This is a genomic window from Streptomyces sp. NTD91, from assembly GCF_059510455.1.
The window spans coordinates 143,689-162,525 of record NZ_JCAJZW010000015.1 but is presented as its reverse complement, the minus strand read 5'-3'; the positions used below and the strand labels follow the sequence as shown (position 1 = coordinate 162,525).

Genomic DNA, 18,837 nt, shown 5'->3' with positions numbered 1-18,837 from the left:
CCAAGCGGTCGATCTGCCGGAGACGATTGGTCGCGTCGAGCGCCGCGACCTTGTACGACTCGGCCAGCGTCGGGTAGTTGAACACCGCGTCGACCAGATAGTCCACCGTGCCCCCGCACCCCATCACCGACTGCCCGATGTGGATCAGCTCCGTGGCGCCGGAGCCGAAGCAGTGCACCCCGAGCAGCGTGCGGTCCACCGGGGAGACCAGCAGCTTCAGCATGCCGTGCGAGTCGCCGACGATCTGTCCCCGGGCCAGCTCCCGGTACCGGGCCAGGCCCACCTCGAACGGCACCCGGTCCTCGGTCAGCCGGTCCTCCGTCCGCCCGACGAAGCTGATCTCCGGGATGGTGTAGATGCCGATCGGCTGCAGATGGTGCATTCGCCCCGCCGGCTCCCCGCACGCGTGGTACGCGGCCGCCCGGCCCTGCTCCATCGAGGTCGCCGCGAGCGCCGGGAAGCCGATGACGTCGCCGACGGCGTAGATGTGCGGCACCTCGGTGCGGTAGTTCCCGTCCACCGTGATCCGGCCCCGCGCGTCGGCCGTCAACCCCGCCCTGGACAAGTCGAGTTCGTCGGTGAGGCCCTGCCGACCCGCCGAGTACATCACGGTGTCGGCGGGAATCTTCTTGCCGCTCTCCAGCACGGTCAGCGTGCCTCGAGGATGGCGTTCGACGGCGGCCACGGTCTCGCCGAACCGGAAGGTGACGGCGAGGTCCCGCAGGTGGTACTTGAGCGACTCCACGATCTCCACGTCGCACATGTCCAGCATCCCGGGACGCTTCTCCACGACGGTCACCTTGCTGCCCAGCGCCGCGAACATGGAGGCGTACTCCATGCCGATCACGCCGGCTCCCACGATCACCATGGACCGCGGCACCCGCTCCAGCGTGAGCACGTTGTCGGAGTCCATGATGGTCCGGCCGTCGAACTCGACCGTGTCCGGGCGGGCCGGCCGGGTGCCGGTGGCGATGACGATGTGCCCGGCGCTCACCAGTCGTTCCCGGCCGGGGAGTTCGGACAGCACGACGGTGTGCGGGTCGGCGAAACGGGCCGTGCCGCAGTACACGGTCACCTGGTTGCGGGCGAGCTGGTTGCGTACGACATCGACCTCGCGGCCGACCACGTGCCGGGTGCGCGCGGTCAGATCGGCGACGGTGATGTCGTCCTTCAGGCGGTAGCTCTGCCCGTACAGATCGCGCTGGGTGAGGCCGGTCAGATACAGCACCGCCTCGCGCAGGGTCTTGGAGGGGATGGTCCCGGTGTGCAGGGACACCCCGCCGAGCATGTCGGGACGGTCGACGACGGCGACCCGGCGGCCCAGCTTGGCCGCGGCGATGGCGGCCTTCTGACCACCGGGTCCGGATCCGATGACGAGCATGTCGAAGTCGAAGTCGGGCACCCTCGGGAGTCTGTCAGCCCTCCGGCCCGCTCCGGAAGGGATCGCCGCCGCCGAAAACCCCAGGAGGGCAAGCCGTTGCCGCCGGTGCCGGGCAAGCGGTCGCCCTCGGTGACGACGAGTGACGTTCCGTTCACCGTCCGGCATGAACCCCCGTTCTCTTGCTGCTCCCCGGACCGCCCTACGGCATCAGCCTCTCGATGGCTGTCGGGCCCTCCTTCTCCATCTTGCGGCGGGCCCACTCGAGGTTCTTCGGGGTGACGTCCCTGCCCGCCGCCATCACCAGGTCCTCCGGGGTGATGTCCCTGGAAGGAGCCGAGTGGAGCAGGGCGTCCGGGGTGCAGTGGTCGTCGGACGACCGGGAATCCTCGGGCTTGATGGTCGACATGATGCCTCCTCCTCGGTCCGGATGACCGCATCCGCGCCGGTGCCGCCGAATGGGGCACACTCTCACCATTCCCCGCAGCGCCTTCCCACGCCACCGGAGACCACTCGCTCCTAAGCTGGAAAACATCTCGCACCGCTCACCGGGAGGCCGCACATGGCCGAGACCCCGCTTGCCGAAGGCGCCCGCCCCCGGCCTCGCTGTCTGCCGATCGCCGAGCACGGGCTCATCGGGGATCTGCGCACCGTGGCCCTGGTCGGCTCGAACGGCACCATCGACTGGTACTGCTGTCCGTCCTTCGACGCGCCCAGCGTCTTCGCGGCCATCCTCGACGCCGACCGCGGCGGCTGCTTCGAGTTGTCCGCCACCGTGCCCGCGCGCACCAAGCAGTTCTACTTCCCCGACACCAATGTCCTGATCACCCGGTTCTTCACCGAGGACGGCGTGGGCGAGGTGCAGGACTTCATGCCGGTGACCTCCGACAGCGAGGGCGAGGCGGGCCGGCACCGGCTGATCCGGCGCGTGGTCTGCGTCCGCGGCACCGTTCCGTTCCGGGCGCTGGTCGCCCCGCGGTTCGGCTACGGCGCTGATCCGCACACCCTGCGCAGCCTGGGCGGCACCGTCGTCTTCGAGTCCGCCCGCGAGGCGCTGTCGCTGACCTCCACGGTCGACCTGGAGTGCGACGACACCGACGCGCGCGCCGACTTCAAGCTCACCGAGGGCGAGACGGCCGTGTTCGCCCTCGACCGGGTCGGCGGCGAGGTGGCTCCCCGCGGCTGTGCCCTCGCCGAGGCCGAGCACGCGTTCAACGCCACCGTCGCCTACTGGCGGCGCTGGCTGCACCAGTCCCGCTACCGGGGCCGCTGGCGCGAGATGGTGCACCGCTCCGCCCTCACCTTGAAACTGCTCACCTATGCCCCGACCGGCGCCATCGTCGCCGCCCCCACGACCAGCCTGCCCGAGCAGATCGGCGGGGAACGCAACTGGGACTACCGCTACGTATGGGTGCGGGACGCCGCCTTCGCCGTCTACGCACTGCTGCGGCTCGGTTTCTCCGGCGAGGCCGCGGCCTTCATGCGCTTCCTGACCACGCACGTCAGCCCCTGCGACACCACTGAAGGCCGCGCGCCGCTGCAGATCATGTACGGCATCGACGGGCGCCCCGACCTGCCCGAGCGGGCGCTGCCGCACCTGCAGGGCCATCTGGGCTCCGCCCCCGTCCGGGTCGGCAACGCGGCCGCCGGCCAGCTCCAGCTGGACATCTACGGCGCCCTGATCGACTCGATCTACCTCTACGACAAATGGGCGGAGCCGATCTCCAGCGCCCAGTGGGACGACGTGTGCCACCTGGTCGACTGGGTCTGCGCGCACTGGGACCAGCCCGACGAGGGCGTGTGGGAGACCCGCGGCGGCCGCAAGAACTTCACGTACTCGCGGCTGATGTGCTGGGTCGCGATCGAGCGGGCCATGCGCCTGGCCCGCCGCCGCGGACTGCCCGCCGACCTGCTTCGCTGGGGACAGGCCCGCGACACGATCTACCGGCGGATCATGGACCGCGGCCGGTCCGAGCGGCGCGGTGCCTTCGTGCAGTACGAGGGCGGCGAGGTGCTGGACGCATCCTTGCTGATGATGCCGCTCGCCAAGTTCATCGCGCCCACCGACCCCAAGTGGCTGTCCACCCTGGACGCCCTCACCGAGGACCTGGTCTCCGACTCCCTCGTCTACCGCTACGACCCGCAGAGCAGCCCCGACGGGCTGCGCGGCGACGAGGGCACCTTCTCCATCTGCTCCTTCTGGTACGTCGAGGCCCTGGTCCGGGCCGGTCGGCTCGACGAGGCCCGGCTGGCCTTCGAGAAGATGCTCACCTACGCCAACCACCTCGGCCTGTACGCCGAGGAGATCGGCCGTACCGGCGAGCAACAGGGCAACTTCCCGCAGGCGTTCACACATCTGGCCCTGATCAGCGCCGCCTTCAACCTCGACCGAGCCCTCGGTTGAGCCGCCGGGCGGTGTGCCTCCAGGTCGCACGGGTACCCGGGAGTCTCCGCAAGGAGAACGAGGCAGGGTCGACAGAAGGAGGAGACCCCGGATGACCAGCACCAGCGAGACCGGCGGGGTCACGGGCACCCGCGACAAGAACTACGACCTGATCTGGTACGTCGAGTCGTGCTTGGACAACGCCCTTCGCCTGGAGACGTACATCCAGGACGCCGAGCGCGAGCACGACGACGAGGTCATGGAACTGTTCCGCAAGGCCCAGGCCGACAGCCGCAAGGGCGCCGAAATGGGCAAGGAGTTGTTGCGCTCGCGCCTGAGCTGACCGCCGACCGCCGTTCGGACGTAGCGGCAACGGGCCCGGTGGACCGCACCCGCGCTCGGTCGCGCGCGGCAGGCGCCCCTCACAGCCTGCCCGAGCGCGGCGACCGGCGCACCGCCGTCCACCGGGCCTCGTCGTGCCCGCGAAGCCGGCCACCGCCCACCCGCAGCGGCGACCCCCGGGTCCGGAGAACCAGCCGCACGGCGCCGCCCGCCCCCCGCCCGTCGGGCTCCCCACAGCCGCCGGCGACCGCCGTCCCGTCGGTGAGGATTCGACGCCGTCGTTCGGGGTGGGGTGGGTCGGCCGGTGGGGGGTCGGTGTGGGGGCTGCCGTCGGCCGGTGGCTCCTTCGTCCGGTTGCCTCGTCGTCTCCGGTGCCGGGCGCTGCGGTGGTCGTCGCGACGTCGGTGTCCTCCGGCACCCCTGTCGGCGGGGAGCGGACACCGTCGTCCCGGGAGCCGGGCCCCCGCCGGGAGCCGGGCCCCCGCCGGCGAGGCCCCGGACAGCTGATGCGCACGCGTCTACAGCAGGGGCTGCTCCGCCCAGATGACCTTGCCGTCGGGGGTGTAGCGGGTGCCCCAGCGCTCGGTGAGCTGCGCCACCAGGAACAGACCCCGGCCGCCCTCGTCGGTGGTCGCCGCGTACCGCAGATGCGGCGAGGTGGTGCTGCGGTCGGCGACCTCGCAGATCAGCGTGCGGTCGCGCAGCAGTCGTACCCCGATGGGGCCGCGCCCGTGGCGGATGGCGTTGGTGACCAGCTCGCTCAGGACCAACTCGGTCGTGAAGACCAGATCCTCCAGTCCCCAGTCGGCGAGCTGCCGGGTCACCGCGGACCGCACCTGGGACACCGCCGCCGGATCCGACGGCACCTGCCACTCGGCGACCCGGTCGGTGCCCAGCTCCCGGGTCCGGGCGACGATCAGCGCGACGTCGTCGCTCGGCCTGGCCGGCAGCCGGTCGAGCACCGCGCGGCAGGTGTCCTCCGGCGAGGCGCCCGCGGTGCCGCGCAGCGCGTCGCTCAGCAGCTCCAGCCCCACGTCGATGTCCCGTTCGCGGTCCTCCACCAGCCCGTCGGTGTACAGCACCAGCCGGCTGCCCTCCGCCAGCTCCAGTTCGGCCGTCTCGAACGGCAGCCCGCCCAGACCCAGCGGCGGCCCCGCCGGAAGGTCAGGGAACTCCACCCGGCCGTCGGGATGCACCAGCGCGGGCGGCGGATGGCCGGCCCGGGCCAGGCTGCAGCACCGTGAGACCGGGTCGTACACCGCGTACAGGCAGGTCGCGCCGGTGATCGCCGCCGAGCCGTCGGCGCCGGTCTCGTCCTGGTCGATCCGGCCCACCAACTCGTCCAGCAGCCCGAGGAGTTCGTCGGGCGGCAGGTCCAGCGCGGAGAAGTTGTGCACCGCCGTGCGCAGCCGACCCATGGTGGCCGCCGCGTGCAGCCCGTGCCCCACCACGTCCCCCACCACCAGCGCCACCCGCGCACCGGACAGCGGCAGGACGTCGAACCAGTCGCCGCCCACCCCGGCCTGCGCCGGCAGATAGCGGTAGGCGATCTCCAGTGCCCGCTGCTCGGGCAGCGAACGCGGCAGCAGACTGCGCTGCAGGGTGACCGCCATGCTGTGCTCGCGCGTGTACCGACGGGCGTTGTCGATGGACACCGCCGCCCGCGCGACCAGTTCCTCGGCGAGCGCCAGGTCCTCGGCGTCGAACGGCGGGGGCTTCTCCGCACGCCAGAAGTTCGCCAGGCCCAGCACGAGATTGCCCGCCCGCAGCGGCACCGTGATCAGGGAGTGGATGCCGTACGCCAGGACCTCGGTGGTGCGCTCCGGATGCTGTGCGCGCCAGCCGGGCGCCTCGCGCAGGACCGGCTCGAGGACCGACTGGCCGGTGATCAGACTGCGGGCCTGCGGCGAGGTGGCCACGAACCGGATCCGCTCGCCGACCGGGTACAGCGGGGAGTCCTTGCGGATGCCCGCGCAGGCGGTGCGGCACAGCGCGGTGCCCGGCTTGGGCTCCTCGCCCCGCAGGACCGCGTCGAACAGGTCCACGGTGGCGAAGTCGGCGAACCGCGGTACGGCCAGCTCGGCCAGCTCCTCGGCGGTACGGGCCACGTTCAGGCTGGTGCCGATGCCCACCCCCGCGTCGTACAGGATGTTCAGCCGCTCGCGCGCCACCTCCGCGCGGCCGGACAGGGCGCGCAGTTCGGTGGAGTCGCGCAGCGTGGTGACACTGCCGGCCGGGCCGCCGCGCACGTCGGTGGGACGCTGGTTGATCGCCAGCAGCCGGTCCTTCACCAGGTGCACCTCGTCGGTGGCCACCCGGCCCGAGGCCAGCAGCGCGGCCGTCTCGTCGTCAAGACCCAGCTCCAGCACACTGCGCCGCTCGGCGTCCTCCGGCAGGTCCAGCAGCCGGTGCGCCTCGTCGTTGGCGAGCAGCAGTCGGCCGTCGCCGCCGACGATCAGCACACCCTCGCGAACCGCGTGCAGCACCGCGTCGTGGTGCTCGTACATCCGGGTCATCTCGTACGGCCCGAGACCGTGCGTCTGGCGCAACAGCCGTCTGCTGACCAGGGCCGTGCCCCCGGTGGCCAGCGCCAGCGCCGCCGCTGCCGCCGCGAGCAGCAGGGGCAGCGTCTGCTCGGCGGCCCCGCCCACGTGCGCCGTGGTGATCCCGGCCGACACCAGGCCCACCACCTTGCCCGAGGCGTCCTTCACCGGCACCACGACCTGCACCAGCGGGCCGATCGTGCCGTTGACGTGCTCGGTGACCGTGCCCCCGGCCAACGCGGGGCCGATGGTGCCGACGAACTTCTTGCCGATCCGGTTCGGTTTCGGGTGTGTGTAGCGGATGCCCTGGGTGTTCATCACGACGACGAAGTCGACGCCGGTCGCCTTGCGGGCCGCCTCCGCGCGCGGCTGCAGCACGGCGGTGGGATCCGGGGAGCGCAGCGCGGCGACCGTGCCGGGCGCGTTCGCGAACGCCTGAGCGACCGAGAGCGAACGGCTCTGTGCCTGCAGGTCACTGTCGTGGCGGACCTGCAGCACCTGTGCCACCACCGCCGCGACGATCAGCAGCAGCACAATCACCACTTGGAGGATGAACACCTGTCCGGCGACACTGCGCCCGGTCACCACAGACCGCAGCACACCGGGCCTGCCGCCGCCCCCGTCCGAGTCCCGCAGCGGTGCGCTCTGCGATGCGCGCGGGGGCCCGAGGGAACGGGGCGGCCGTGTGTCATTCCGGCCGGGCAGTCGCACCATGAGCCCATGTCTACACTGATCGGCCCGCTGCGGCGAGACCGCCGCCCGAGGTGACTGCGCCGATCGGAGCGCGGGGCGCGGTCAGCGGCAGCGTACCGGGGTCGAGCGGCGCGCGGTGAGCAGCGGCGCGACGTCGTCGGGGCGCTCCGTGGCGTCGCCGGGCGCCGACCGTGAGCCGGTCGGCGACCCCGGCGCGGCGGCCGCCCGCCGCGCCGGGGTCGGAAGCGGCACCGGCCCTGGACAGGGCCGGCCGCAGCGCGGTCATGCCCTCGTCGATGACCGCGCCCGCCCGCTTCCCGAGGGCCCTGCCGACGTGGCCCCTCGCGACGGCGCGGACGCGGCGGGCCGGCCTCAGACAGCCGGGTCCGTACGGTGCGGTGTCGTGCCGGCGGTGTCCACCGGGCGCAGCACCAGGTGGCCGTCCGCGCGGGCGGCCACCATGGCGAACGGGAAGGTGTCCGCCTCCAGGCACATCGTCACGTCCTCGGGATGGACACCGGCCCAGCCGCGCCGCACGCCGTCGGCGAGCCGGCCGGCGGCGTCGGAGCGGCGGGCCCGCGCGAGGTAGGGGGCGGGGTCGGTGCGGGCGGCGTGGACGCGCGCCGCGATGTACTCGGCGCAGGCGCGATCCTCCTCGGCCCGGCCGCCGTCCCCGGTGACCACGAACGTCACCGACTCCGGCCGGGCCCGGCGCAGCACCGAGGCGGTCGCGCCGGCCACCACGAAACTCGCGCACAGCAGCAGCCCGGCCTCCGCCACGGCGAGCGCGCCGGTGGTCCCGGCGGTGGTCTTCTGCACGACCGTCCGGCCCCGCACGTCCAGCGACCGCAGCCGGGCGGGCGAGTTGGCGAGATCGAACCCGGGCACCGGCTCGCCGTCCTGGAAGGCGAGCCAGTCTCGGGGTATCGGGCCTTCAACTCCAGGGCTTCCTGCTGGGTACCGGCGAACACGATGCGTTCGGCGCCGCGCCGGAACGCCCAGGCGGCCACGGTGAACGCGCGCATGACGTCGATGACCACGGCCACGTCCGGGGTCGTCGGCGTGACGGGGATACCGGTGAACTCTGTCTGCATCGCTCCATGGTGGGGCCTGTGCCGGGCGTTCAGGATTCGCTGGGCCGTTTCAGGACTCGGTGGGCCCCGGCGGCAGCTGACGGGCGGCGCGAAGGCTGCGCAGCGCGAGCAGCAGGACGGCGATGTCGTCCAGGTAGACGGGGTCGGGCAAGAGGTCGGTGGGGAGCAGCAGATAGGCGACCGCGCCCCAGAACACCCAGCGCGGACCCGTCGGCAGCCCGGCCCGCCGCAGCGTGCGCCGGGTGCGCACCAGCCGTACCAGCAGGGCGAGGGCGACGGCGAGCAGGACCGCCGCCACGACGGCGCCGGTCACCAGCAGGGTGCTCGTGGCGTTCATGACGGCTACGACGCCCGGTCCATGCCGTCGCCGTCCGCGGCCCGCGTCCCGCCGCTCGCCGGGGCGGGCCCGTCCGGCTGCGGCGTGTCAGGCGTGTCCGGTGTGTTGTTCGCCGGGCTGTCTGCCCTGTCCTGCGGGGCGGGCGCCTGCTGCCGCCGGCCCTTGGCCGTGAACTTCAGCCGCTCGAACGTGCGGGTCAGCTGCTGCAGCGCACCCGGGGTCCGGGCCGCGGGCCGCTGCTGCGGCAGGGCGGCCGGCGGGACGTCGCGGTAGGCCGCGAGGGCCTCCAGTGCCTGCTCGGCCGCCTCCTTGTACAGGTCACGGGATCTCGTCATGGCCTCCAGCGCCTCGGCGTACCGGGCGACCAGCTGCCGTTCCCGCTGGAGCTCTTCCTGGAGCGTCGTCAGGGTCCAGTTCTCCCGCAGGTCGGTCAGTGCCTGCTCGACCGCCCCGGGCATCGGCCGGGGCAGCGCGACGTGGTGCCGCAGGGCCGCGAGGAGCTCGGCGGGTTCGGAGCCGTCCAGGAAGACGCTGCGGACGGTGTGCTCGCTGCTTTCGTAGCCCGCCGGGGCCGGGTCCGGGGGCAGCAGCACCGCGCCGCCGCGCGGGACCTCGACGCCGAGGTCCTTGAGCGCCCAGTTGACGGCGCGGAACTGGTGCGGCGCGGCCCGGTGCTCCACCACGCGGTGCCTCAGGCCGGGCGGCAGCAGCCGGGCCAGCGGCAGTCTGCCCTGCTCGTCCGGGGTCATCGCCTCGTGCACGACGATGTTGACGCACCAGGCCTCACGGGCCGCGTCCCGCAGTCTGCGCCGCATCTCCTTGTCGTCCGCGGGAAGGGCGTTGACCTGCCGGAGGCGCAGCCCGGCGACCGTGGCGTGCTGGTCCCAGGAGCCGTCCTCGCCCGCCGCGCCCTCGGGCCAGAAGAGCGTCGCAGGCGAGGGCCAGGTCTCGTCCCACGGGCGCTCCGCCTCTGCGACGAGCCGCCACTCGTGCCCGTGCTGCCGGCCCTCCGGCGTCACGAGGGTGAGCCGGGCCCGTACGGTGACCGTGCCGGCGACCCGCCAGCGGGCCTCGAAGATCCGCCGCTGTGCCTCCTCCGGGACGGGGGGCTCGGCGAAGTCGTCGATGTCGCCGCCCTCCCTGTGCCGGTGCAGGGTGCGCCGGACGACCTCCTCGGGTTCGGGACCGGTGTGGCGGCCGCGGGCCGCCCAGAGGGTCTGGGGGACGGTGGCGCGGTCGGTGGTGGAGTTCGACATGAGCCAATCTGCTGATGGGGGCGGATGCGCCTTCCAGTATCACCGTTCGGTGGGCGGTCGCGTCGCCCGGCCCCGGAGGCGGCGCGTCGCGCCCCCTCGCGCACGGGCGGCGCGTCACCCCGCTCGTGCGCCCTCGCGCACGGGACGTTCCGTGCACCCGGGGCGCGCGCGGCACGCGTCGGGCGGGCGCCGTTCACACGTGGTCGCGCCCCTGTACGGCCCCCAGAATGGTCCGGCGAACGGGGCCCGCCCGTCCATCCGCTCAGGGGCGGACCCCGTTCGCCCCCGTTGCCGTACTTCCTGGCCGGGCGTGCCCCGGGCCGGCGCACGCGTGTGCCCGCGAAGAAGAGGGGTCACGGAGGGAGAACACCGCTGGACCCTAACCAGGCCTTCCCGGGGCTCATCGGGGTTTTCCGGTGAACCGGGGTCGGGGCCCCGGTCGTGCGCGGAGGGCCGGCGCAGCGGCGCCGGCCCCCTCATCGCCCTCGATGTGAGGGATTCACGCCCCGCTCTCGCGCAGCATGTCCTCGCGCTCGACGATCTTCACGCGCTCGCGGCCCTGCGGCTCGCCCAGGGCGCGCTCGGCGGCGTCCAGCTTGTACCAGCCCTCCCAGGTGGTGAAGCGGACCTCGCGCTCGGCGAGGAAGGCGTCCACGGCCTCCGGCTCGGGCGAGGCCGGGGTGTGCAGCCGGCCGTTCGCGTAGTCGTCCAGCAGGTTGGCGACGGTCTCGTTGGCGTCGCCCTTGGTGTGGCCGATCAGGCCGACGGGACCGCGCCGGATCCAGCCGGTGACATAGGTGGACTGCAGAGGGGAGCCGCCCTCCTCGACGACCCGGCCGCCCGCGTCCGGGACCGTGCCCGACTCCATGTCCCAGGGCAGCTTGGGCAGCTTCTCGGAGAGGTAGCCGACCGCGCGGTAGACGGCCGTGACGTCCCAGTCCTTGAACTCGCCGGTGCCCTTGACGTTGCCGCTGCCGTCCAGCGCGGTGCGCTCGGTGCGCAGGCCGACGACCTTGCCGTCCTCGCCGAGGATCTCCACCGGTGACTCGAAGAAGTGCAGGAACAGCTTGTGCGGCCGGTTGCCGACGTCGCGGATCGCCCAGTTCTCCAGCGTCTTGGCGACCATGTCGGCCTGCTTGTTGCCGCGCCGGGTCTCGATCGAGCCCTCGTCGTAGTCGATGTCCTCGGGGTCGACGATGACCTCGATGTTCGGCGAGTGGTCCAGCTCGCGCAGTTCCATCGGGCTGAACTTCGCCTGGGCGGGGCCGCGCCGGCCGAAGACGTGGATCTCCACGGCCTTGTTGGCCTTCAGGCCGTCGTGGACGTTCGGCGGGATCTCGGTCGGCAGCAGCTCGTCCGCGGTCTTGGCGAGGATGCGGGCCACGTCGAGCGCGACGTTGCCGACGCCGAGCACGGCGACCTTCTCGGCCTCCAGCGGCCAGGTGCGTGGCACGTCCGGGTGGCCGTCGTACCAGGAGACGAAGTCGGCGGCGCCGTAGGAGCCGTCCAGGTCGATGCCCGGGATCGGCAGCTCACGGTCGGCCGTAGCGCCGGTGGAGAAGATCACCGCGTCGTAGAAGGCGCGCAGGTCGTCCAGGCTGATGTCGGTCGGATAGGCGACGTTGCCGAAGAGCCGGATCTGCGGCTTGTCGAGCACCTGGTGCAGGGCGGTGACGATGCCCTTGATGCGCGGGTGGTCGGGGGCGACGCCGTACCGGATCAGACCGAACGGGGCGGGCATCCGCTCGAAGAGGTCGATGGACACGCCGGGTTCGGCGGCCACCTCGGACTTGAGCAGGGCGTCGGCGGCGTAGATCCCGGCGGGACCGGCTCCGACGATGGCTACCCGCAGGGGGCGCGGCATGATCAGGTTCCCTTCGCGTCTGATGGGCGACTCTGATCGGGAAGCCTAAGCTGAGGCAGACCTAAGTCGGTATGCGGGTCGGGTCTATGACCTCATAAGTGGATCTTATGACTAACCCAGACCTGCCTTATGGTCCTGCCCGGCGTGTTCCGCCGGAGCGGTGCGATGCGCGACCCTGTCCTCTCCTGGCGTGAGAGGGGCGGGCGTGGACGCGGGGACGGCGGTGGCGGTGACCGGCGGCAGCGGATTCGTGGGCAGCCATCTGGTGGGACGCCTGCTGGAGCGTGGTCACCGGGTCCACGCCACCGTACGCCACAGGGCCGACGCGCCGAAGGTCCGGCCGCTGTGGGAGCTGCAGGAGGCCTTCCCCGGGCAGCTCGAGCTGTTCGAGGCGGACCTGCTGAAGGCCGGCGCCTTCGACGCGGCGTTCCGCGGCTGCTCGGTCGTCTTCCATGTGGCCCAGCCGTTCCTGATGCCGGAGCAGATCGGGGACGGCCGGCGGGACGTCGTGGACCCGCAGGACCACGTCCGCGCGCACCTGGGCATCCGCTTCCGCATCGACAACAGCCGCAGCGTCCGCGAACTGGGCGTGACCCTACCGCCCGCCGGAGGAGACCCTGCTCGACCACTACGAGAGCCGGCGCCCCCACCGGCGGCGCGGCTGACCCGCCCGGTGCTCAGGCGGGCCGCACGATCCGGTGGATCGCAGACTCCCCGGCGCCGTAGATCGACTCCTCGCGTATCGACGCCCCCGGGCCCGGCGCGTGCACCATCATGCCGCCGCCGACGTGGAGGCCCACATGCCGGTCGTCGTCGAAGAAGAGGACCAGGTCACCGGGTTCGATCCCGTCCAGGGTGACCGGGGCGCCGGCGAGCGCCTGCTGGTACGCGGCCCGTGGCAGCTGGACCCCGGCGGCCCTCCAGGCGGCCTGGGTGAGGCTGGAGCAGTCGTACGAGTCCGGCCCCGTCGCACCCCACACACACGGCTTCCCGATCTGCGCCCGGGCGAACGCGATGGCCCTGGCGGCCCGCCCGGCCCGGGGCGACTCGGCGACGGGGCGGAGGGACCCGGTGCCGGTGACGGAAGCCGCGGTGTCCGACGGGGTGCCGGGCACCGGCGCCGCGATCGTCACCGGACCCGGTGCCGTCCACTGCGGCTCCTGCCACTGCACGGCCGCTGGGGTCGGGGCGGGCTGCGCGGACGTGGGGGGCGCCGGGGCCACGGGCGACACCGCCGGGGTCGCGACGGGCGTCGGCGTCGACGCGGCGAAGGCTGCGGCGGGGCCGGGGCCGGGGGTCGCGGGGAGCGGCGGCACGGCCGTGGAGGGCGCGGTCGGCGGGGCCATGACCGGTGCGGGGAACACCGAAGTGACCGGCGCCGGTGGTGGGGCCGCGGCGGTGACGGGGGCCGACTCTGCGGCCGCGAAGGGCAGGTGCGGTGGGGCCGTGACCGATGTCGGCGGTACGTCCGTCACCGGCACCGGTGACGCGCCCGCGGCGGCCGTGACGAACGCGGTGTGAGCGGCAGCGGCCGGCGTGGTCAGCCGGGCGGTGTACCGGGAGAGCACGTCGCTCGCGGCGGCGAGCCTGCGCTGGTTGTCGGCCTTGGACGTGCCGGGGGAGACGCGGCCCGGCCGGGCGACGCCGGGCAGCGGCCTCGGTTCCTGGAGCGGGGTCCCCTGGGCGTAGGACAAGGCGGTCACCGGGAGGACGGCCGTCTCGGCAGGACCGGGGCCGGCCGCTCCGGTCGCACCCGGCCCGGCCGGAAGTGCCGTATGCAGGGCCGCCGGTGCCGCCGTACCCGGGCCTGCCGGCGGCATCGGGCCGAGCCCGGCCGGCTGGACCGGACCGAGGGCGACCGGTATCGACCCGATGCCCGGAGCCGTCAGGGCTGCCGGGCCGGGCGGCGTCATGTCCGCGACGCCCCCGGCACCTCGGCCCTCTCCACTCGGGCCGGACGACTCACCCCCCGGTGCCGGGAGTTCGGGGCGCCGCGGGCCGGGAAGCGCCGCCCGGGCGCTCTCGCGGGCGGCGAGGGCGAGGCTCTCCGGATCCGTGGCCCGGCCGGCCGTCAGCTCGGCCACCGCGCGGTCGGCGGCCCGCTCCAGGGCCCCGGTGCGGCGCGCGGTCGGGCCCAGGGCGTCCGGTGGGCCGCCGCCCCACCGGCTTCGGCCGCGCCGCTCGGCCGCAGGGGCGTCGGGGAGCCGGTCCGCCGGGAGGACGGCGGGGACGGTCGGGCCGAGCTTGGCGCGGGCCGCGTCGAACCACTGCCGGGCTACCTCGTCGAGGGCGCGATCCGGCCGCCGCCCCGGCCGCTCGGCGAGCGGAACACCCCGCGAGCGCGTCACGGAGGCCGTCGCCCGGGTCGCGTTGTAGTTCCCGGTCGCGTTCTCGGCCCGGTCGTAGAGGGAGTCGATCCGCTGCCGGACCTCGTCCCGTCCTGGAACCTCGTCGCGACTCTCCGGCACCATGGAGGACACGCTCCTTCCTTGCCCCACAAGGCGGTTGGGCCGTTGCGTCCGGTCCCTCACGTGCCGGGCGGCCTCGCGTCAACCTAGCCAACGTGTGTGCCTCGTGTGAAGGTTGAGATGCGGAATGTCCGATACCTTTTTGTGATGTTCGCGACGGTGTTCGAAGGGGAAAGGGTGAGACCCGTCCTTTCCTGTGAAGTGCCGATGAGTTCGCGATTCCGTTGAACACTTCGGCGCGGCCCCCGTACGAGCCCGGGGAGCTCCATGCCCGCTCGGCGCACCGGCGCAACAATCACACAGGGGGCGACCTTGGCACGGAACAAGCGCAGACGCCCGACCCGCCCCCGACGTGCGACCTGCGCAGCGGTCGCCCTGATGCTGGGCGGAGGCGGACTCGTCGCGGCGAACGTCGCCCGAGCAGGTCACCCTGACCTTCGTGGGCAACCCGCGCGACAAGGTCACCCCCATGCCCCGCTTCCTGCGCATCATCTCCGGCGACGCCAAGGCGTTCGTCAACGGGCCCGGCAACGCCAACGCGTCCTGGAGCTGCACCGGTTACGAGAACCGGCAGCTGAAGGACAAGTACCCGCTGTGCCCGCCGGGCAGCGACGTGGTGCGCACCTTGCCGTTTCCAGAGCTGCTGGGACGGCCGCAACATCGACAGCGCCAACCACCGCACCCATGTGGCCTTCACCGCCCCCGACGGCACCTGCCCGGCCGGCTTCCGAGTCATTTCGCGGCTCGTGCAGCGCCTCGTCCACGACGTCCCGGCGCCCAGCCTGCAGGACGGGGGGCGGACGGTCCCGCTCCTCGCCGTCGACTCCTTCCCCGAGCAACTGCACAAGCCCGTCACCGACCACGGCGACTTCGTCAACGTCTTCGACGAGGATCTGATGCGCCACATGGTCGACTGAATCAACTCCGGCCGCGTCTGCGGCCCCGGCGGTGACGACCCGGCCGCGACGGCACCTCCCGCGCGGGTTCCGGCTCCGGTACGACGGCCGCCCCGGGCGACGGTGCGACGGTGCAGCCCACCGCCTCCGCCACCTCGGGCCCGGCGCCGTCGGCTTCCCGGCTCCCGAGGACCGACGCGACCACCGCACCCGACCGCACGGCCACGCCCCTCGGCACGAGCGGGCGGCACCACCGCCCCCAGCAGAACCACGGCACCGCGCCGGACCGCACCGCCCGGCCGGACCGGTCCACCGAACCCGCACGCCCGGCGCCGACGTCCTCACCCGCCCCGGCCCCCGAGCGTCTTCTTGGCCAGAAGGAGTCGGCGAGCGCCGCGCTCGGGTCGTCGCCGGAGTCCTTCGGCGCCTTCGACAGCTCCGCACCGGCGCCGATCGCCTTGATCTTCCAGCGTTCCGCCACGTCGAAGCGGACGGGCAGTTCGCAGTCCGAACCGGCCGCGCCGACCGAACCGCCGCTCGCCGCCCCCCTGGCCGCCCCGTTGCCCGTCCTGCCGGCCGGAGAAGCGCCGGACTCGTCCTTCGAGTCGTCGTCCCCCTCGCGCCCCGCCGAGTGCCGCCGAGGCCATGGCCAAGGTGACCGGGGTGCACATGGACCCGGGCGCGCCGCCCCCTCACCCAGCCGTAGCCGGCCGGATTGCCGCCGCCGTCGTACACGAGCAGTGTGTCGTGTTCCGGCCGCAGACCGGGCAGGGTCAGCTCGGCGTCGATCCGGTCGGCGCCGGTCGTGACGCGGCCGTGCAGCGCCCGCTCGTACGCGGCCACCAGGCCGTGGATCGCCTCCGCGTCGGAGCCGGTCGCGGGCCGGCACCAGTAGCCGGCCGGCAGCCACGGCGGGCGGGGACCGGAGGCGAGTGCATCCGCGCTGGTCACTGCCATCCCCTCCCGTTCTCCGGTGCCCACTGCCGCACCGCCCGCCACGCCCGCCGTTTGCAGGGTGCGGCGGTGGCGCGGCAGGGTGCGGGTGTGCCTACCTTGCTGATCGTCCACCACACCCCTTCGCCCAACTGCCAGGCGCTGTTCGAGGCCGTCGTCTCGGGCGCCACCACCCCGCAGATCGAGGGCGTCCGCGTCGTCCGCCGGGCGGCCCTGTCCGCGACCGTCTCCGACGTCCTGGAGGCCGACGGCTATCTGCTCGGCACACCGGCGAACCTGGGATACATGTCGGGCGCCCTGAAGCACTTCTTCGACCAGGTCTACTACCCCTGCCTGGACGAGACCCGGGGCCGGCCGTTCGGCTACTACGTCCACGGCGGCAACGACGTCACCGGCGCCGTCCGCGCCGTCGAGGCCGTCACCACCGGCCTCGGCTGGCGTCGCGCGGCCGACGCGGTGACCGTCACCGGCCAGCCCGGCAAGGCCGACACCGAGGCCTGCTGGGAACTCGGGGCCACGATCGCGGCGGGGCTGATGCCCGGCGCGTGAACGCGAGAACGGCGACGCGCCCGTCCGGCTGCACGACCTCCCGGCCCGCCGTTCGCAGGGCAGGGCCGGGTCGGCATCCCGCCTGGCCGGGCCCCGGTGATGGCTGAAGGTGCGGGCCCGGTGTCCCCGGCCGACGAGGGGGCGGTGTCGCGGCCCTGCCGGACGCGGCCGGACCCTGTCAGGGCGTCGTACGTCGTCGGACGAGGGAGCGCCGGACGCGAGCGGACGGTCACGCATGGCGGCCCGCGCCACGCGTGCCGTGGACCGAGCCGCCGGCACGCCGTCCGACAGCCTGCCGACCGCGCAAGAGCCCGCGCCTTCAGGGCTTGCGAGCCACTCCGACGTACACCGGCTGCTCCCGGCGGACCCGCATCCACGGCTCGGGGCGCCACCGCGTCGCCGGTACGACACCCGGCTCGCACAGCTCCAGGCCGGCGAAGAACCGGAGCACCTCGGCGTGCGAGCGCGCCCGGACCCGTGTGCCACCGGAGCGGTACACGGCCGCGATGCGCTCCCAGACGTCCGGGTCGAACTCGGCGCCGACATGCGAGAGCATCAGCCAACTGCCGGACGGCAACGGCTCCATCAGGGTGCGCACGACACCGTACGGATCCTCCTCGTCGGTGACGAACGGCAGCAGCGCGATCAGCGACAGTCCCACGGGCCGGCCGAGGTCCAGATGCTCGCGCGCGTACGTGACGATCCGCTCCGGCTCGCGGACATCGGCGTGCAGATAGGCGGTACGGCCCTCGGGCGTGCTGTGGAGGAGGGCTTCGGCGTGCCGCAGAACGATCGGGTCGTTGTCGGCGTACACCACCCGGGCGCTCGGCGTGACCTGCTGCGCGATCTGATGGAGGTTCGGCTCGGTCGGGATTCCGGTGCCCACGTCCAGGAACTGGTCGACGCCCTCGCGGGCGACGAAGCGGGCGGCCCGCTGCATGAACTCGCGGTTCGCCCAGGCCGTGTCCTTGACGTCCGGGAACAGCTCCAGCACCTTGCTCGCGGCCTCGGCGTCGACGGTGTAGTGGTCCTTGCCGTCCAGGAACCAGTCGTACATCCGCGCGGAGTGCGGCTTGCCGGTGTCGATGCGTTCCGGGCTGAATCCGGTGTCTGTCACGTCGGCTCTCCAAGGAGGGGGCGAGCGGGTGGGGGGTCAGCGGCAGCGGGAGGCGGCCGCGCTGTCGTGCCGGTGCCAGACGGTCTCGACCACACGGCCGTCGGGCAGGGTGTGCCGGGGCGGCCCCTCGACCGGCACGAAGCCGGCCCGGGCCAGGGCACGCCGGCTCGCGGTGTTCCCGGGCTCGGCGCCGGCCCGTACCGTGCCCAGCCCGGCATGGGCGTGCGCGAGGGCGGCGCCCGCGCGGAACAGCTCGGCGCCCAGGCCCTGGCCGCGGCAGGCCGGCGCCAGCCAGCCACCCATCTCGCCCGTCCGGGGCTCCAGTTCGAGGGCGCCCGCATAGCCGAGGTCCGATCTGCGGACACCCACGAGCAGCAGGGGATCGTCCGGGCGGGGCACATACGGCCCGGCCAGCGTCCTGGGCACCCGGCGCCCGTCGTCCCCGGCCGGACGCCAGGCGAGCAGCGCCGTGCGGACGCCGGGGTCGGGCAGGACCTCGTCCGCCCGGGTACCCAGCCAGCGCTGCGCCTCGGCGTCGGCACAGGCGGCCAGCGCCGCCGCCACGTCCAGCCGGGTCCGGGGCGTGAACAGCAACAGCCGCTCGGTGGCCAGGACATGCCGGCCGGTCTCGGGACCGCACCGCCCGGGCACGGGAAGCGCGGCCGGGGCGGCCCGCCTCCGGCGGATCACCGACCAGCCCATGCACACCCCCCGACGCGACGGACGCACGGCGGCCACGGATTCGTACGAACCCGGGGCCCTGCCGGATGCGGACGACCCGCACCGGCGGTGAATCTACCCGGGCCGGGGGGCGGGCCGGGGTGCGGTGAGGGGCGTTTTCGGCCGGAGGCGGGGGAAGTGGTGGGGGCGGGGCCGGGGGTCGCCCCGTCGCGCCCGTTCCGGTGCGTCGTCGCAGCAGCGCCCGTGTCGGGGGCCCCTGGGGAACCCGTCGGTGGCGTCCGG

Annotated in this window: 13 protein-coding genes and 3 pseudogenes; 5 read left to right on the top strand and 11 right to left on the bottom strand. The window is 73.6% G+C overall.

What is annotated here, in order from left to right; all coding sequences use genetic code 11:
* Both sthA and AC5WRT_RS18205 read right to left on the bottom strand, forming a co-directional pair.
* The coding region (sthA, locus tag AC5WRT_RS18210) for a Si-specific NAD(P)(+) transhydrogenase (RefSeq protein WP_496100401.1) at positions 1 to 1,381 on the bottom strand (1,381 nt) is incomplete at its 3' end.
* Between the two features lie 199 nt (positions 1,382 to 1,580).
* Entirely contained in the window at positions 1,581 to 1,787 is a 207-nt protein-coding gene (locus AC5WRT_RS18205) for a hypothetical protein (protein ID WP_496094499.1), read from the bottom strand.
* Positions 1,788 to 1,940: 153 nt separating this feature from the next.
* Here AC5WRT_RS18205 and AC5WRT_RS18200 point away from each other — a divergent pair, with 153 nt between their 5' ends.
* Positions 1,941 to 3,782: a glycoside hydrolase family 15 protein gene (locus AC5WRT_RS18200; protein WP_496094498.1), complete on the top strand. Its 1,842-nt coding sequence runs from the start codon at positions 1,941 to 1,943 to the stop codon at positions 3,780 to 3,782.
* A 91-nt stretch (positions 3,783 to 3,873) separates the two neighbouring features.
* The gene (locus tag AC5WRT_RS18195; RefSeq protein WP_393856423.1) at positions 3,874 to 4,104 is read left to right on the top strand and encodes a hypothetical protein; all 231 of its coding nucleotides are present in this window, start codon (positions 3,874 to 3,876) and stop codon (positions 4,102 to 4,104) included.
* A gap of 517 nt (positions 4,105 to 4,621) precedes the next feature.
* Here AC5WRT_RS18195 and AC5WRT_RS18190 read toward each other — a convergent pair.
* The 5 genes and pseudogenes from AC5WRT_RS18190 to AC5WRT_RS18170 form a co-directional block, all read right to left on the bottom strand.
* Positions 4,622 to 7,360 carry a SpoIIE family protein phosphatase gene (locus tag AC5WRT_RS18190; RefSeq protein ID WP_496094497.1) on the bottom strand — a complete coding sequence of 913 codons (2,739 nt, stop codon included), beginning with the start codon at positions 7,358 to 7,360 and terminating at the stop codon, positions 4,622 to 4,624.
* A 351-nt stretch (positions 7,361 to 7,711) separates the two neighbouring features.
* Positions 7,712 to 8,433 (bottom strand): annotated as a pseudogene (locus AC5WRT_RS18185) (2-phosphosulfolactate phosphatase).
* Positions 8,434 to 8,482: 49 nt separating this feature from the next.
* On the bottom strand, positions 8,483 to 8,770 hold the full coding sequence (locus AC5WRT_RS18180) for a DUF1232 domain-containing protein (protein ID WP_496094495.1): 288 nt from the start codon (positions 8,768 to 8,770) through the stop codon (positions 8,483 to 8,485).
* 5 nt (positions 8,771 to 8,775) lie between these two features.
* Positions 8,776 to 10,026, bottom strand: a complete 1,251-nt coding sequence (locus AC5WRT_RS18175) for a hypothetical protein (RefSeq protein ID WP_496100397.1) — start codon at positions 10,024 to 10,026, stop codon at positions 8,776 to 8,778.
* Between the two features lie 499 nt (positions 10,027 to 10,525).
* On the bottom strand, positions 10,526 to 11,890 hold the full coding sequence (locus tag AC5WRT_RS18170) for an FAD-dependent oxidoreductase (protein WP_496094493.1): 1,365 nt from the start codon (positions 11,888 to 11,890) through the stop codon (positions 10,526 to 10,528).
* 160 nt (positions 11,891 to 12,050) lie between these two features.
* Between AC5WRT_RS18170 and AC5WRT_RS18165 the strand changes: the two are divergent.
* Positions 12,051 to 12,374 (top strand): annotated as a pseudogene (locus tag AC5WRT_RS18165) (NAD-dependent epimerase/dehydratase family protein); the annotation flags it as partial.
* Between the two features lie 193 nt (positions 12,375 to 12,567).
* On the opposite strand, the gene AC5WRT_RS18160 reads toward AC5WRT_RS18165, so the two are convergent.
* Positions 12,568 to 14,361 carry an NlpC/P60 family protein gene (locus AC5WRT_RS18160; protein WP_496100396.1) on the bottom strand — a complete coding sequence of 598 codons (1,794 nt, stop codon included), beginning with the start codon at positions 14,359 to 14,361 and terminating at the stop codon, positions 12,568 to 12,570.
* A 412-nt stretch (positions 14,362 to 14,773) separates the two neighbouring features.
* On the opposite strand from AC5WRT_RS18160, the pseudogene AC5WRT_RS18155 reads away from it, so the two are divergent.
* Positions 14,774 to 15,272, top strand: a pseudogene (locus AC5WRT_RS18155) (DUF1996 domain-containing protein); the annotation flags it as partial.
* Positions 15,273 to 15,276: 4 nt separating this feature from the next.
* On the opposite strand, the gene AC5WRT_RS18150 reads toward AC5WRT_RS18155, so the two are convergent.
* Positions 15,277 to 16,143, bottom strand: coding sequence for a lipoprotein (locus AC5WRT_RS18150; protein ID WP_496100400.1), 867 nt, complete (start codon positions 16,141 to 16,143; stop codon positions 15,277 to 15,279).
* Between the two features lie 155 nt (positions 16,144 to 16,298).
* Between AC5WRT_RS18150 and AC5WRT_RS18145 the strand changes: the two genes are divergently transcribed.
* Positions 16,299 to 16,757, top strand: a complete 459-nt coding sequence (locus tag AC5WRT_RS18145) for a flavodoxin family protein (RefSeq protein WP_496094491.1) — start codon at positions 16,299 to 16,301, stop codon at positions 16,755 to 16,757.
* Positions 16,758 to 17,076: 319 nt separating this feature from the next.
* Here AC5WRT_RS18145 and AC5WRT_RS18140 read toward each other — a convergent pair whose 3' ends face one another.
* Together AC5WRT_RS18140 and AC5WRT_RS18135 are read right to left on the bottom strand one after the other, a co-directional pair.
* A complete protein-coding gene (locus AC5WRT_RS18140) occupies positions 17,077 to 17,874 on the bottom strand; it encodes an SAM-dependent methyltransferase (protein ID WP_496094490.1) in 798 nt (265 codons plus the stop codon).
* A gap of 36 nt (positions 17,875 to 17,910) precedes the next feature.
* Positions 17,911 to 18,576, bottom strand: coding sequence for a GNAT family N-acetyltransferase (locus tag AC5WRT_RS18135; RefSeq protein ID WP_496094489.1), 666 nt, complete (start codon positions 18,574 to 18,576; stop codon positions 17,911 to 17,913).
* Positions 18,577 to 18,837 lie beyond the last annotated feature (261 nt).

Bases quoted from the DNA above. Each gene is read 5' to 3' on its own strand.
- AC5WRT_RS18205 (WP_496094499.1), bottom strand. From the start codon at position 1,787: ATGTCGACCATCAAGCCCGAGGATTCCCGGTCGTCCGACGACCACTGC.
- AC5WRT_RS18200 (WP_496094498.1), top strand. From the start codon at position 1,941: ATGGCCGAGACCCCGCTTGCCGAAGGCGCCCGCCCCCGGCCTCGCTGT.
- AC5WRT_RS18195 (WP_393856423.1), top strand. From the start codon at position 3,874: ATGACCAGCACCAGCGAGACCGGCGGGGTCACGGGCACCCGCGACAAG.
- AC5WRT_RS18190 (WP_496094497.1), bottom strand. From the start codon at position 7,360: ATGGTGCGACTGCCCGGCCGGAATGACACACGGCCGCCCCGTTCCCTC.
- AC5WRT_RS18180 (WP_496094495.1), bottom strand. From the start codon at position 8,770: ATGAACGCCACGAGCACCCTGCTGGTGACCGGCGCCGTCGTGGCGGCG.
- AC5WRT_RS18175 (WP_496100397.1), bottom strand. From the start codon at position 10,026: ATGTCGAACTCCACCACCGACCGCGCCACCGTCCCCCAGACCCTCTGG.
- AC5WRT_RS18170 (WP_496094493.1), bottom strand. From the start codon at position 11,890: ATGCCGCGCCCCCTGCGGGTAGCCATCGTCGGAGCCGGTCCCGCCGGG.
- AC5WRT_RS18160 (WP_496100396.1), bottom strand. From the start codon at position 14,361: ATGGTGCCGGAGAGTCGCGACGAGGTTCCAGGACGGGACGAGGTCCGG.
- AC5WRT_RS18135 (WP_496094489.1), bottom strand. From the start codon at position 18,576: ATGGGCTGGTCGGTGATCCGCCGGAGGCGGGCCGCCCCGGCCGCGCTT.